General features: G+C 33.6%; 12 protein-coding genes. 5 read left to right on the top strand and 7 right to left on the bottom strand.

Going from position 1 to position 14,177, the window contains the following annotated elements:
• Positions 1 to 2: 2 nt before the first annotated feature.
• The 7 genes from fliF to JJQ98_RS02095 all read right to left on the bottom strand — a co-directional run bounded on the left by fliF (position 3) and on the right by JJQ98_RS02095 (position 9,331).
• Entirely contained in the window at positions 3 to 1,730 is a 1,728-nt protein-coding gene (gene fliF, locus JJQ98_RS02125; RefSeq protein WP_005020675.1) for a flagellar basal-body MS-ring/collar protein FliF, read from the bottom strand.
• 10 nt (positions 1,731 to 1,740) lie between these two features.
• Positions 1,741 to 2,844, bottom strand: coding sequence for a histidinol-phosphate transaminase (hisC, locus tag JJQ98_RS02120; protein WP_151104691.1), 1,104 nt, complete (start codon positions 2,842 to 2,844; stop codon positions 1,741 to 1,743).
• Positions 2,845 to 2,911: 67 nt separating this feature from the next.
• A complete protein-coding gene (locus JJQ98_RS02115; protein WP_151104690.1) occupies positions 2,912 to 4,345 on the bottom strand; it encodes a hypothetical protein in 1,434 nt (477 codons plus the stop codon).
• 77 nt (positions 4,346 to 4,422) lie between these two features.
• Positions 4,423 to 5,565 carry a glycosyltransferase gene (locus tag JJQ98_RS02110; RefSeq protein ID WP_151104689.1) on the bottom strand — a complete coding sequence of 381 codons (1,143 nt, stop codon included), beginning with the start codon at positions 5,563 to 5,565 and terminating at the stop codon, positions 4,423 to 4,425.
• Complete coding sequence (locus JJQ98_RS02105; protein WP_151104688.1) at positions 5,556 to 6,674, bottom strand: glycosyltransferase; 1,119 nt, start codon at positions 6,672 to 6,674, stop codon at positions 5,556 to 5,558. Before JJQ98_RS02105 ends, JJQ98_RS02110 begins: the two co-directional genes overlap by 10 nt.
• Positions 6,671 to 7,600 (bottom strand): glycosyltransferase family 2 protein, encoded by a 930-nt coding sequence (locus JJQ98_RS02100; RefSeq protein ID WP_151104687.1) that lies wholly within the window; start codon positions 7,598 to 7,600, stop codon positions 6,671 to 6,673. The genes JJQ98_RS02105 and JJQ98_RS02100 overlap by 4 nt, the downstream gene beginning before the upstream one ends.
• Before the next feature lie 21 nt (positions 7,601 to 7,621).
• Positions 7,622 to 9,331: an ABC transporter ATP-binding protein/permease gene (locus JJQ98_RS02095; protein WP_151104686.1), complete on the bottom strand. Its 1,710-nt coding sequence runs from the start codon at positions 9,329 to 9,331 to the stop codon at positions 7,622 to 7,624.
• 161 nt (positions 9,332 to 9,492) lie between these two features.
• On the opposite strand from JJQ98_RS02095, the gene tviB reads away from it, so the two are divergent.
• The 5 genes from tviB (at position 9,493) to JJQ98_RS02070 (ending at position 13,862) form a co-directional block, all read left to right on the top strand.
• On the top strand, positions 9,493 to 10,746 hold the full coding sequence (gene tviB, locus JJQ98_RS02090; RefSeq protein WP_005020686.1) for a Vi polysaccharide biosynthesis UDP-N-acetylglucosamine C-6 dehydrogenase TviB: 1,254 nt from the start codon (positions 9,493 to 9,495) through the stop codon (positions 10,744 to 10,746).
• A 433-nt stretch (positions 10,747 to 11,179) separates the two neighbouring features.
• Positions 11,180 to 12,607, top strand: coding sequence for an Asp-tRNA(Asn)/Glu-tRNA(Gln) amidotransferase subunit GatB (gene gatB, locus JJQ98_RS02085; protein ID WP_151104685.1), 1,428 nt, complete (start codon positions 11,180 to 11,182; stop codon positions 12,605 to 12,607).
• Positions 12,608 to 13,235: 628 nt separating this feature from the next.
• Positions 13,236 to 13,454: a type II toxin-antitoxin system HicB family antitoxin gene (locus JJQ98_RS02080; protein WP_054194763.1), complete on the top strand. Its 219-nt coding sequence runs from the start codon at positions 13,236 to 13,238 to the stop codon at positions 13,452 to 13,454.
• The gene (locus tag JJQ98_RS02075) at positions 13,447 to 13,650 is read left to right on the top strand and encodes a type II toxin-antitoxin system HicA family toxin (RefSeq protein ID WP_054194764.1); all 204 of its coding nucleotides are present in this window, start codon (positions 13,447 to 13,449) and stop codon (positions 13,648 to 13,650) included. Before JJQ98_RS02080 ends, JJQ98_RS02075 begins: the two co-directional genes overlap by 8 nt.
• 2 nt (positions 13,651 to 13,652) lie before the next feature.
• Positions 13,653 to 13,862, top strand: coding sequence for a hypothetical protein (locus tag JJQ98_RS02070; RefSeq protein ID WP_151104684.1), 210 nt, complete (start codon positions 13,653 to 13,655; stop codon positions 13,860 to 13,862).
• Positions 13,863 to 14,177: the final 315 nt, after the last annotated feature.

Below are 14,177 nucleotides of genomic sequence, written 5' to 3'. Positions count from 1 at the left end.
AATTATCTTCCTCCTTTTGATGGGCTACTGATATTATCAATCCCTAATTCATCATGAACAAGAGTTTGGAATAGATTAGCTAAATCAGTTGGTTTTTCTTGTGCTAATTCTTTGATTTTTTCTAAAAGAACGCTATATTTGACTTCATCTTCGTTATTGTTGCTAAATCCAAGCTGATCTTCAATGCGTCGCTTAACTTCATTGAGTTTATCGGTATTTTCTTCTTCTTCATCTTCAATTTTTAGTAGAGATTCAATCTCTTCTTCCTCATCAGCTTTTGCTTCAAGCATTCTTTCACTAAAGGGAACGATGACTTTTTTATAGAATAAAAATAAGATAATCCCCACTACTACATATTTTAAGAGTGGCATAAAAGGGGTAAGCAATTCTTGAGAGGTTTCTAAGAATCTCTCAAGTGGAGTTCTTGCTTTGAAACCAGAAATTTGCCCATTGAGTTGAAAATTACTTACAGAAACTTCATCGCCTCTTTGTTGATTATAACCAATAGCCTGTCTAACAAGAGCTGTAATTTGCTCCATTTCTTGCTGATTGAGTGCGATATATTCTAGTTGTTCTACTCCGTTGTTATCAAGCTGTTTTTGGTATTTCCCATCGACTACAACTGCAGCAGATAAGCGTCTAATAGTTGCAAATTCTCCTTTGATATTAGAAATTGTTTTACTTACCTCATAATTAGTGGTTGTTTGGGATTTTTCATATTTTTCTTTAGCATCTTCATTTTCTAGCCCTTGCACCGGTCCGATATTGCTAACTACGCCCGGAACGCCACCTATTTCTTTGGGTTTAGCACCTTCTCTGCTTTCTTCGAGATTTTGTTCGCTACGCACTACATTATTAGGGTCATAATATTCTTGCGTGCTTTCTTTTTGTGCAAAATCAAATTCCGCTGTAACTTTGGCTACAACCCCTTCTTTGCCACCTGTAATTGGAGCTAAGATATTGATAATTTTTTCTTCTAAAGATTGTTCAAAATTGCTTTTATATCTTAATTGAGCTGCTGCTAATTCTCTAGCACCACCAAGCTCATCTAATTCGCTTAAAGGCTCACCTTTTTCATTGACAACTTCAACATTTTCTATTGTAAGATTAGGTATAGCAGAAGAAACAATATTTTTAATCCCTGAAATTTGCTTGGGAGTAAGTGTTTGTGCTGGTTTAAAAGCAAGGACAACAGAGGCAGTGGGTGGAGTTTGTTCGCTAACAAATACACTTTTTTCGGGCTGTGCAATATGCACGGTAGCTTTTTGAATGGGAGATAAACTCTCAATAGTCCTTGCAAGCTCCCCTTCAATTGCTCTTAAATATTTAATGCGTTGGTCAAAATCTGTTGCACCAAAATCTTGCGTATCAAAAATTTCAAAGCCCACCTTGCTGCTTTTTGGGATTCCATTGCTAGCAAGTTTCATACGCTCTTCATAAACTAATTCTTGTGGAATAAGAATAGTATTGTCTTTGGGGATTTTATAGGGGATTTTATCTTGCTGAAGCTGCTGGATAATAAGTGCTCCATCTTCTGGGCTGACACCTTCAAATAAAACTGCATACCCCGGATACAATACACCTGCTTTATTATTGATAGAATTCCATACAATCAAAGCAGAAATGAAACCAACAATTGCTACAATAGTTGCCAAAATAACAATTTTTTGTTTTTTATTAAGGCGTTTATAAAGATTTCTTATTTGTTCAAATAAAGCTTTTAAATCCAATGTTTAACACCTATTTTTGTTCTAAAAATTCATTTAAAAGTGTAAAGAATTTTTCGTTTTGATTTTTTGTTCCTATGGTGATGCGGATAGCATTTAATCCATAAGAAGCAAGATTGCGTATAATCATACCTTTTTTGAGAAGGTAATCTGCAATTTCACTTGAGTTTAATGGTGCTTCAAAAAGATAAGTGATGAAATTTGCATAAGAAGGAATGTAATTAATCCCTTTTTCTTTTGCAAAAGATTCATAATAAGCCATTTGTTCTAGGTTATTTTGGGTTGTTTTTTGGATATGTTCTTGATCCTTTAGTGCTTCAATGGCTGCAGCTAAAGAAGGTGTGGTGATATTAAAAGGTGGTCGCAATTTGGAGAGTGCTTGAATGATATTTGGTTTTGCAATCCCATAGCCAATACGCATTCCGCCTAGTCCATAGGCTTTTGAGAATGTGCCAAGATAAATTGTATTGGGGAAAGTGTTGATTAATTCTTTTGGGCAAATAGCCTTTTTAGAATCTTTTGCTTTGGCATATTCTTGATAAGCACCATCAATGATTACAAGAGTATCATTATCGATTTCTTTTAAAAATTTAAAAACTTCGGTTTTATCTAGGCAATCCCCCAAAGGATTATTAGGAATACAAAGAAAAATCACAGAAGGCTTATGTGCCTTATATATTTCCAAAAACTCATCTAAATTGTGAGATTGGCTTTGTGTTTTAAGGATAGTTGCTCCTGTGGTTTTAGAATAAATTTCATACATTGCAAAAGTGATTTTTGCCATTAAGACTTTGCTGTTAGAATGCGCTTTTGCATGGATACAAAATTCTATAATCTGATCACTTCCAGAACCGATAATAATTTCTTGTTGGCTAACATTAAAATACTGACTTAATCCTTCTTTGAGTGCAAACATCGAATCATCTGGATATAAATGTGCATTTCTAGCGTTGTTTGTGATTGCTTCTATGGCTTTTTTGCTAGCTCCTAGAGGATTTTCATTGGAGGCTAGTTTTACAATATCTTGTGGGGCAATGCCAAACTCCCTTACAACAAGCTCTATTGGCTTGCCTGCTTCATAGGTTTGAATTGTATCCAAAATAGAATTAAAAGTCATTTTGAAATATCCTAAATAAAAATTGTGGAAAATATTTTGCTATTGTAGCAAATTTTTCTATTACATTTTATAAAATCATACGCATCATATCAATAAATTGTTCTGTGTTATTGCGATAAATGAGATATTGAATCTGGGATTTCTTGGCTTCTTGTATAAGCGAATTATCGAGATTTTTAGGGATAATTGCACAAAAATAAGTTTTCTCTTTTGTGTTAAAAATTTTTTGATAGCTTTGGATAAAATCCAAAATACACACATCATCAATTTCCCATTCCATTACAATTACATCATAATGTGTGTTTTTGGGTGAATCAAGAATTTCTTTAGGGTGATTAGAGGTAGTAATATTTAAATCATTGTCAAAGTTTTTTAGATATTCTTTGTAGCGTTTGCTATCATCAACAGATTTTTGGATAAGCAAAATATTTTTTTTAGAAAAAGTTTCAAGATATTTTAATAAATCAAAAAGTGATTTAGTTTCTTGGCGAATTTTGCTTCTATCAAGGCTTTTTAAGAAGTATTTTAAAAAAGTCTTAGAGCTATAAGTGCCAGTGATTCCAGCTTCTATGAAGAATCTTCTTACACTTAGGCTTTGTTTGGCTCTCTGCCACAATAAACAATCTAGCTCATACGCTTTTGAATTCAAAATTTTTATAAAATCATTTTTGAGTTCTTTAGAAAAAGGAAGATAGCTTTTTAAAAAAGGCTCATAAAATTGCTCTTCAAATTGCTCTCCAGCTTTGGTGATTTTTGCTAATTTTTCTTTTTGGGAAGAAAGATAGTGGAGTAAATCAACATAGCGTTTGCGGAAGCTTTTTAGGCTAGTTTGGGTTTGAAGATAATCAGGGGAATTTAAATCTCTGCGATTGGCAAATCTTTCTTCCATTTCTTTGAGTGTTTTCCCCATAGAGGCTTGCTGGATTGAAGCACTTTTGATAATTGAATGTGTAGTTTGGATTAATTCTTGGTTTTTGGTGTATTGGATTTGCTTAGATAAGAAGATTTTTTCATAAGAGTATTGAGGTGGATAGGAGGCTTTTTTGCTAAAGGATTCAAAGGCATTATCTAGGGAAGCTAACTCGGATTTGAGATTGCTTAGGGCTAAGTTTGGTATCGTGCTATCAAGTTCAAAAAGATCATTATAAGCGGTAAATAAGAAACGCTTGATACGCAAAAAATCAAGCTCTTTATTAGATTGGATTGCCTTTTGGTAACGCTTAATGAGGTTTTCTACACCTCCAAAATAATCATAAATACAATCTTTAATACTTTTGGTTTGTTGGATTGTAAAATTTTCATTAGCAAAGATTGATTTTGGTTTCACAAAAAGCACTTCTTTGGTATTTGAGAGTTCAAATTCTACTTCTATATTAGGTGCAAGCTCATCTAATCTCCCTTGCCATACTTTCAAATCAAATTCATAGTGGCGTTTGTTGTGTGCTTGTTCTATCTTGCCTTGACGAGTTTTGGCGTTAAAAGCGATTAAAAAACCTGTCATTGAATCCTCAAAATCAAAATAAACATTTCATTGATTATAGCAAAACTTTGGAATAATGGGATAAAATTCATTTTATTTTATGGAAGTTCTAGCCATTTTTGATAAAGTGGGAGTTGGTGGCTAATATCAAATTTTTGTGCTTGATGGAGTAGATTTTCTTTTGAAAAATAGTTTGGGTTAGCAAGTGCCCATTCAATCGCTTCTGCCATAATTTGGGAATTATTGAGTGGAGTTGTGATTCCACATTTTCCGATTTTGAAATTCTTTAAGCTTTGATGGCATTCTAAAATCATATCAGGAGCACAATCTGTTGTGATAATGGGGATTCTTAGGCTTAGGGATTCTACTAAAACATTGGGGAATCCCTCATGGTTGGAAGCAAAAAGAAAGAAGTTAGCACAGCTTAATGGAGCATAAGGATTGGTAGTTGCCCCTAAAAGTGTGATTGTATCCTCTAAATTGGCATCTTTAATTTGTGTGTTTAGGGTATTTTCTAGCTCGCCTTGACCGATGATAAATAAATGGATATTTGGGGTATTTAATTTTTTGAAAGATTCAATGAGTAGATGATGGTTTTTGCCTTTATCTAATCTTCCTATGCTAATAAAAATTATTTTTCCCTCGCGTTTTTTTTCAAGAATTTTTTGTTTTAGTGGAGTGTTTTCTTGGCTTAATGTGTGAATTTTTGTCAAACAAAAAAGGTTTGGGAGCAGGGTGAGTTTTTGGGGAGAGATTTTGAAGTTATTGATTAAATCTTGTAGGTTTTGAGGGGAGTTGGCTGAAATTTTGTAGGCTTTTTTGTAAAGTGTTTGGATTAAAAAGCGATTGATTTTAGATTGTAAGTTTTCATAGCCATATTGTTTGCTAGGATAGGAGCGTTCTGAGATGAATATTTTGGGCTTTTTGGCTAAAAAGGAAGCGAGGATATTAATATAATTAGGTCTAGTCATTAGCGAAAAAGAATGCGTGGCATTATGGATAATTTTTGAGTATTGATAGGCTAAAATAGGGAGTTTTAAAAGCTTTTTTAAACCGCTTTCTTTTAAATTATTTTTTCCAAGAACAATTTTTTGGACATTATTTGGGATTTCATAGTGGCAAATATCCTCTAATAAAACCAAAGTAATTTTGTATTTTTTGCTAAGGGATTCTAAAAGCAAAGAAGTGATTCTTTCTGCTCCACCGGGTCCTAGAGAATAAATTAAAATCACTAAAGACATTTTTTTAGCACCTCTAAAGTATCTTTTACCATTTTTTCAACAGAAAAATTATTGAGGATATGCAATCTTGCATTTTTTTGGGCAGTTTGTAATTTATCTTTTTCTAAATTCAAAACAGATTCCAAACCTGCACAAAAACTTTGCAAATCTTTTGGGGGGAAAATATAAGAATAACTTTGCCCAAAATTTGCAATAACTTTGCTCTCGCCCGCATCGCTTACAAGAGGTATGCACTCACACGCCATCGCTTCAGCAATTGAGTTTGAAAAACTTTCTGTATAAGAAGTAGAAATAATGCAATCAAAAAGGGAATAAAATTGCTCCACTTCTTTTTGAATACCTAGAAATAAGAATCTTTTTTGGTATTCCCCTAAAATATTTTTGCATTCTTGTAGAATTTCTGGATTAATTTTGCCAATAGCGATAAAAATAACCTTTGGATTTTTAGAGAGAATCTCTCTAGCTCCTTTTGCCAAAAGTGGATAATCTTTGACTTTGTCCATTCTTGCAGAGATTCCAAAAACAAAAGAATCTTGCAGGATATCAAGAGTTTTTTTTAGGTGGTTAGAATCTTGAGGGGTAAAGTATTGTGTATCAATTCCATTGTAAATAACTTTTGCTTTTTGCATGCAATAGCCCATATTTTGATAAAAATCAATTGCATGATTAGAATTGCAAATAATTGCTGCGGCTTTGGAGCTAAAGAGTTTTTGGGCGTAAAAATAAAGTTTAGAAAAAAGAGATAGATTTTTTATTTCAATATTGCTTGACCTAAATCCCCAAATTACAGGAATTTTCAAAGAAGCACTTGCAAAAAGACTAAAAAGATTAGAATCAGGCATAAAGGCATAGATGCAAGAGGGATTAAAACTTTTGATGATTTGACGATAACGCCACAAAAAAAGAAAATCTCCCTTGCCTTTTTTATGGAGGCAAATATGTGGAATCCCAGCAATCTCATTTTCTAATTGTCCGCCTTGATAAAAAGTGCAAAGCAACAATTCCACTTCTTGTGTTTGTGCCAAACCTTTTGCAAGTAAAACCCATTGTCTTTCAGCACCCCCAATAAAAAGAGAGCGGATAACCAAAAGTATTTTAATTTTTTTCATTTTTCAACTCTTTGTCGGACATTGAGTTTGGGGATAAAAGATTTTGGTAAAAAGAGGTAAAATAAGGTTCCTAGAGCTTTGAAATTTGGATAAATCAAAAAACTTTGAAAGATTTTTTTAAGTGCATGTTTATTATCTCCGCCTTGTTTATAAAGTAGGGCGGCAGTTACACATAAATTAGCAAGGTGTTTGGGGCAAGATTCTTTGCGTTCTTTATAAAAAAGTAAAATATCTTGTTCGTAGTTTTTTACCATTTCAAGGGGTTGGTATTTCATATTTTGGGTAAGGGATTCGGCGTGGATTCGATAGAATTTCAAAGGGCGATGTAGATAAAAACAGGGGCTTTGTTTGTGCATTCTAAGCCACAAAAGCCCCATATTTCCGCGTTTTAGATTCTCATTGAAGCGACGCGTGCCTAGCAATCTTCTCTCAAAAAGCGTAATAAACTCCCCTTGTAATTTGCCACACAAAACTTCTTGAAAAGAAATTTCACGCGTTTCATTGATGCCTTTGCCAGAAAGAAAGCCATCATCACTTCTTGTGCAGTTTGCCATGATGATTCCATAATGTTTGTTAAATTGTAAATAAATCTCTACCATTTGGGAAATTGCCTCTTTAAATAGCAAATCATCATCATCTAAAAGCAAAACCAAATCCCCACTTGCATAATCTAAGCCATTATTGCGATTTCCTGCCGAGCCTTTGGAATGTGTGTTTTGAACAACCTTGATACAGGGGTGATCTTTGGCATATTCACAGGCAAAAGCAAAAGTATTATCGCTAGAGCCATCATCGCTGATGATAATTTCTAAATTAGGATAATCTTGCTCCAAAATACTCTCAATTGCTTCTGTAAAAAAATATTCCCTATTAAATGTTGTGAGTATTACGCTCACCTTTGGGAGAGTAGTATCCGCATTTTCCATAAACTTTACCTTTTTAGAGCTTTAGTGTAAATCATCGTATTTTATCTCTTTTGGGATTCCTTTTGTGATTTGGTAAATTATATCGCATTTTTGAATAGTGCTTAAGCGGTGAGCGATAATTAGTAGGGTTTTATTAGAGGAAATTTGATAAATTTCGTCCATAATTTTTTGTTCGGTTTTGTTATCTAATGCACTTGTGGCTTCATCTAGCACAAGAATTTCAGGCTTACCATACAATGCTCTAGCAATTGCAATTCTTTGTTTTTGTCCTCCACTTAGAGAGATTCCACTATCTCCAACTTGAGTATAAATTCCTTCTTTGGTTTCTAAAAATTCATAAATATTAGCAAGCTTCAAACATTCAATGATTCTTTTTTCGTCAAAATCTCTACCAAATACAACATTATCAGCGACATTACCATCAAAAAGATAAACATTTTGTGGAATATATCCAATCTTTTGACGCCAACTTTTGAGATTCTTATCACTAAGCTTGGTAGTATCAATATAAATTTCCCCACTACAAGGTTCTAAAAGGCTAATAATAATATCCACTAAGGTGCTTTTTCCACTCCCAGATTCTCCGACAAAAGCGACTTTAGCACCTTTTTTGATAGTCAAATTGACATTTTCTAACACTTTCTTATCTTTTGTATAACCAAAGCAAATATTGTGGAGTGTGATTTTATCTTCAAAGTTGATTTTATCTTTCCCGAGATTTTTGGTTTGCATTTGAATATCTTTGTAAATAATCTCCAAAGAGCGAAAATTAAAAAGGATTTTATTATAAGAATCTAAGATTCTATTGATAGAGGGCAAAAGACGATAAAGTGCCAAAACATACATAGAAAGCAAAGGTAGATAAGCATTCATATTTTTGCCATCAGTAATAAAAAGATAAAGCACAACTGCAATCATCATACAAAAGCCAATAGCCTCTAATAAAAGTCTCGGAATATGGAAGAAAGTTTGGTTTTTGATATTAGCAAGAGAGTATCCCCAAGAGCTTTGTGTAAAATTATTTAAAATAGATTCATCATTGCTTTGGAGTTTGATGATTTTATAATTTCCAAAACTATTTGCAATGCTTTGAAAAAAGCTTTTTTGATAAAATTCTTTTTGCTTTCCTTGTTTTTTGATTTTTTGAGAGACGATTTTGCTCATCAAAAAGCCAAAAATTCCAAGCATTAAAGTCAATCCCAAAGTGATTTTGAAATTTACAAACAAAAGCGTTCCATAGATGAAAAGCACCACAAAAACCTCTGAAGTCATAAATAAAATTGCAGCAAGCAAGATTGTGAAATTATGGGCTTCTGTGGTGATGGTTTTGGTTAGATAGCTGGTATTTTTGGTAATAAAATCTTGATAATTCATACCCAAATAATTTACAAATAGCCTCCCTACAATCAAATGGTATCGCCCAAAGGTAAAACGAGCCAAAAAATGTTGATAGATGAGGTTAATAATACTTCTAAAAAGATAAAAAAACAAAAGAGCAATCCCAAAAAATACAACAAAATCATAAGGGCTAGAGAAATTAAAAAGATGATAGAAGTAAGCATAATAGGGTTTGGATTCTATGAGTGAAAAATCGCTTGCCACAGAGATAAAAGGGGCAATAGCAGAGATTCCAACTAATTCAATAAGGGAAACGATTAAAGAGAAAAAAAGCAAAAAATAAATGTAAATTCTATCTTTGTGTAAAAGAATCGCTTTTAATTGTTTTAACATAAGAACCTTTGAAAATTTTAATGATTTTGTAATCTATAATTATAAAACAAACTTTGTATGAAGTTTTTTAATTTTTAGTAAAGTTTTAAATTTTTAGAGTTTATTTATTGCAAACAAAGTAAAATAGCGTTTGATTTATTTTAGAATATAAGGAAGATTCTATGAAAACTTTAGCAGTTATTGGACTTGGTTATGTGGGATTGCCATTAGCCGTAGAGTTTGGCAAAAAATATAATGTAATTGGTTTTGATATTTTTAAACAAAGAATCGATGAGCTTAAAAAGGGCTATGATAGAACTTTGGAAGTAGAAAAAGACGAATTGCAAAGTGCAAAAAATCTAAATTTTACAACGAATTTGGAAGATTTAAGAGCAGCACAAATTTATATCGTAACTGTGCCAACGCCTATTGATCAATACAATAAGCCAGATTTAACTCCACTCCTAAAAGCTTCTAGCAGTGTGGGCAAGGTATTAAAAAAGGGAGATATTGTAATTTATGAAAGCACAGTTTATCCGGGTTGCACAGAAGAAGATTGTGTGCCGATTTTGGAGCGTGAGAGTGGATTGAAGTTTAATGTCGATTTCTTTTGTGGATATTCCCCAGAGCGGATTAATCCGGGCGATAAACAGCATCGATTGCCAAGTATCAAAAAGGTTACAAGTGGTTCTACTCCGCAAATTGCTGATGAGGTTAATGCACTTTATGCAAGTATTATCACAGCAGGCACACACAAGGCATCAAGTATCAAAGTAGCAGAAGCAGCAAAGGTAATTGAAAATTCACAAAGAGATATTAACATCGCTTTTGTAAATGAGCTTGCTTTGATTTTTGATAAAATGGGAATTGATACATTAGATGTATTAGAAGCAGCAGGGACGAAGTGGAATTTCTTGCCATTCCGCCCGGGGCTTGTAGGGGGGCATTGTATTAGTGTAGATCCTTATTATCTCACACACAAGGCAGAATCTCTAGGCTATCATTCTCAAGTGATTCTAGCAGGGCGACATATCAATGATAATATGGGCGTTGTGGTGGCAAATAAAGTCATTAAGCTAATGATCAAAAACGCACATCAAATTGTGGGAAGTAAAGTAGCAATTTTGGGAATCACTTTTAAAGAAAATTGTCCTGATATTCGTAATTCTCGCGTTGTGGATATTGTCAAAGAATTAAAAGATTTTGATTGTTGTGTAGAGATTTTTGATCCTTGGGCAGATAAAGAGGAAGTGAAGCATGAATATGGGTTGGAGTTAAAAGATTCTAAAGATTTCAAACTTCAAGAATATGCAGCGGTGATTGTAGCAGTGGCACATGAGGAATTTAAAGGGCTTGATTTTAGCCATAAGGGCAAAACAATCGTGTATGATTTAAAGGGCATTTTACCAAAAGAGCAGGTAAGCGGGAGATTGTAATCTAAAAAGCAATTTTGAAATTTTTATCAAACCTTGGGCAAGAAACTCTTACTTTTTTAAGTAAGAGATGAATTGCCTATTGTCATTTTGGTGGTTAAGTTTTTGCATAATTTTCTTACTCAAATAATTATTTTAGTTTTGCAAAATAGCAATCTAATCAAACTTAAAACTTGTTTGGGTTAGGAACTAGCCTTTATAAACAAGCCCTTTGTTTGCTTAGATTTAGTTGGGAATCTCTTAAGTGGGTGATTTACAAAATGATTAAATCTTACAAAATAATTTGTTTTGCAAGAGCAAGTTTGTGTTATAAATTTAAGCCTTTTTGGGCGGAGATTCTAAGTATCTTTGATACTCTATGATTTACAAGATACAATAGCCATTTTTTTAAGCCAAAGATTGCTAAAATTCCATAAAAATTTTTTAGGAATATTCTATGAGTGCTTTTGAGACAATCATCGGACTAGAAGTGCATGTCCAGCTAAATACTAAAACCAAAATCTTTTGTTCGTGTGCCACGAGCTTTGGGGCAGAGCCTAATACCAATGTTTGCCCCACCTGCCTAGGATTGCCCGGTGCGTTGCCGGTGCTAAATCGCGAAGTGGTCAAAAAGGCGATTGCCTTTGGCACGGCGATTAATGCACAAATCAACCAAAACTCTATCTTTGCGCGTAAAAACTACTTTTATCCAGACTTGCCCAAAGCCTATCAAATAAGCCAGTTTGAGATTCCAATAGTGGGGCGGGGCAATATCGAAATCGAAGTGAATGGCGAGAAAAAGACTATCGGCGTTACACGCGCACATATGGAGGAAGATGCGGGTAAAAATATCCATGAGAGCGAGTATTCTAAGGTGGATTTGAATCGTGCCTGCACGCCATTGCTAGAGATTGTCAGTGAGCCGGATATGCGTAGTAGTGATGAGGCGATTGCCTATCTTAAGAAGCTGCATTCTATTGTGCGATTTTTGGATATTAGCGATGCAAATATGCAAGAGGGGAGCTTCCGCTGCGATGCGAATGTCTCAATCCGCCCCAAAGGAGATTCTAAACTTTATACTCGCGTGGAGATTAAAAATCTAAACTCGTTTAAATTTATCCAAAAAGCCATTGAATACGAGGTGGAGCGACAAATCGAGGCATGGGAAGATGGCAAATATGAAACAGAAGTCGTGCAAGAAACGCGGCTATTTGATACTGCTAAGGGTGTAACGCGATCTATGAGAGGCAAGGAAGAGGCAGCGGATTATCGGTATTTCCCTGACCCGGATTTGCTGCCAGTGTATATCGATGAATCTCTTATGAATGAGGGGCGGCAAATCCCTGAAATGCCCGATGAGAAGCGTGAGCGGTATGTGCGGGAGTTTGGGATAAAGCCTAGCGATGCGGGCGTGCTCACAAGCGAGCTAGAAATGGCGCGGTATTTTGAATCTATGCTTGAATCTGGTGCGAGTGCGAAGGGTGCGGTTACTTGGCTTACTACCGAGCTTTTGGGGCGATTAAAGGGCGAGAATACCTTGCAGACTTGCGGAGTGGATTCTAGTACATTAGCGACTTTAGTCAAGCGTATCGATGAGGGCAAAATCAGCGGTAAGAGTGCTAAGGAAATCCTTGATGTGCTAGTGGAGCAAAAGGGTGGCGATGTGGATAGCCTCATAGATTCTATGGGATTAGCCCAAGTTAATGACGATGGAGCGATTTTAAACGTGATAGAATCTGTGCTAGCTGCCAATGCCGATAAAGTGGCAGAGTATAAAAGTGGCAAAGATAAGCTCTTTGGATTTTTCGTCGGGCAGGTGATGAAAGCTAGCAAGGGCGCAAATCCTGCACGCGTGAATGAATTGCTCAAAGAAAAATTACAATAGCAAAATTTGGTCGATAATAGAATCTAAATTATTTTTATAATTTTAGCGGTTTGATTGAAGAAAAGAGCAAAAAGCTTTGATAAGCTTTTTGTTGTGAGGTAAGTAAGATTTATGTATCTAAATACTTGATATTTATTCTTAAATTTTGAAATTTTCACAAGATTATTTGGTGGTTTTGGATTGTTTTTCATTTTTTTTTGATTAGTGAAAAATCTTTATTATGATTAGCTTGTTTGTTGATTTCTTTGGTACATAGGCTTTGTATAGTATCTTTTAGGCTGTATTGCTCTCCTATTTCAGTAATATCAAATTCCTTGACACATTCGCCAAGCCAAGTAAATTTTTAGTGAGTTTGTTAATTATTCTCGGATTTATTATTTAATGTAATTTAAAATATTTAGGGATTATTATATCTATGTCAAAAACTATTCTATTTAAGTCAATTTTAGTGGTTTTTAAAATATTTTTACATACATAGAATAATTATTGATATACATATAATATTTTTACTATAATTTTGGGTATTAAATTTAATAGTCTTTTGAAAACTATTCTATTTATGTCAATTTCTGAATGAAAATCGGCTAAGTATTCTATTTAAGTCAATAAATTTTGTAAGGAACATCAAATGCTATTGAATGTTATCATTGAAAAAGATCAAGATGGGTATTTTGCACGCATTTTAGAGCTTGAAGGTTGTGTTTCACAAGGAAATACTTATGAAGAAGCTTTGTTTAATATAAAAGAAGCAGGGGAACTTTATTTAGAAAGTCTTAAAAGTGAAGAAAAAAGAACCATTGAAAACAAAATAACTTCAATTGTTCCTGTGGTTTTACCCAATGCCTGAATTTCCAAGAATGACTGCAAAAGAAGCAGAAAGGTTTTTATTGCAAAATGGTTTTGTGATTGATAGGCAAAAAGGTAGCCATAGAATCTATAAAAAAGGGCTTTATAGAATGGTTATTCCTCACCATAGTGGAGAGATTTTGCACCCCAAAATCATAAAACAACTTTTTGAAGTTATTGAAATGAGCAAAGGATAAAAATGCCTAGACGAAACACGATTGATACAATTACGCTGGGAATTTTTAGCGATGAAAATGTTTCTGTAATTTGTGAAGATACCATCAAGCTAGAAAAAGGCTCTGTGGCTGTTTTAAGTGGTAATAGTGAGGTAGGCAAATCTTTTTTAGCTTTAGAGGGTATGCCATTTTGTCCTTTCATCCAAAATATAATAAATTCTAGTAAAAAATAACTAATACTCAAATAAAACAAAATATTAATCAATAAAAGAATTTAAATCGTTTTTATTGACCTAAATGACAAAATTAAATGTTTTATTTTATGGTTATGGCTAGAATATTTTATAAAATATTTATAATTTATCCCTATGTAATATAATAATGTTTAGCAATTAAATATTTTATTCTTTGAAAACTATTGCATTTTATGAAGTTTAATTCCCAAAGAATTTTAGAAAAACCTTGCTTTTATATTGTTAATATGTTACAATCCTAGTTAGCTTTGAGTTTAGTTTCTAAGCTTTAAGCGAAAATATCTATTATACAAA

This window comes from Helicobacter pullorum NCTC 12824, from assembly GCF_017979475.1.
Lineage (GTDB): Bacteria > Campylobacterota > Campylobacteria > Campylobacterales > Helicobacteraceae > Helicobacter_D > Helicobacter_D pullorum.
This window is presented reverse-complemented; position numbering and strand designations above follow the sequence as displayed.

What these genes read in the sequence shown, in the direction of transcription:
- JJQ98_RS02100 (WP_151104687.1), bottom strand. Translation starts at nt 7,600, where the DNA reads ATGGAAAATGCGGATACTACTCTCCCAAAGGTGAGCGTAATACTCACA.
- JJQ98_RS02075 (WP_054194764.1), top strand. Translation starts at nt 13,447, where the DNA reads ATGCCTGAATTTCCAAGAATGACTGCAAAAGAAGCAGAAAGGTTTTTA.
- JJQ98_RS02115 (WP_151104690.1), bottom strand. Translation starts at nt 4,345, where the DNA reads ATGACAGGTTTTTTAATCGCTTTTAACGCCAAAACTCGTCAAGGCAAG.
- tviB (WP_005020686.1), top strand. Translation starts at nt 9,493, where the DNA reads ATGAAAACTTTAGCAGTTATTGGACTTGGTTATGTGGGATTGCCATTA.
- JJQ98_RS02105 (WP_151104688.1), bottom strand. Translation starts at nt 6,674, where the DNA reads ATGAAAAAAATTAAAATACTTTTGGTTATCCGCTCTCTTTTTATTGGG.
- JJQ98_RS02095 (WP_151104686.1), bottom strand. Translation starts at nt 9,331, where the DNA reads ATGTTAAAACAATTAAAAGCGATTCTTTTACACAAAGATAGAATTTAC.
- JJQ98_RS02110 (WP_151104689.1), bottom strand. Translation starts at nt 5,565, where the DNA reads ATGTCTTTAGTGATTTTAATTTATTCTCTAGGACCCGGTGGAGCAGAA.
- JJQ98_RS02070 (WP_151104684.1), top strand. Translation starts at nt 13,653, where the DNA reads ATGCCTAGACGAAACACGATTGATACAATTACGCTGGGAATTTTTAGC.
- gatB (WP_151104685.1), top strand. Translation starts at nt 11,180, where the DNA reads ATGAGTGCTTTTGAGACAATCATCGGACTAGAAGTGCATGTCCAGCTA.
- hisC (WP_151104691.1), bottom strand. Translation starts at nt 2,844, where the DNA reads ATGACTTTTAATTCTATTTTGGATACAATTCAAACCTATGAAGCAGGC.
- JJQ98_RS02080 (WP_054194763.1), top strand. Translation starts at nt 13,236, where the DNA reads ATGCTATTGAATGTTATCATTGAAAAAGATCAAGATGGGTATTTTGCA.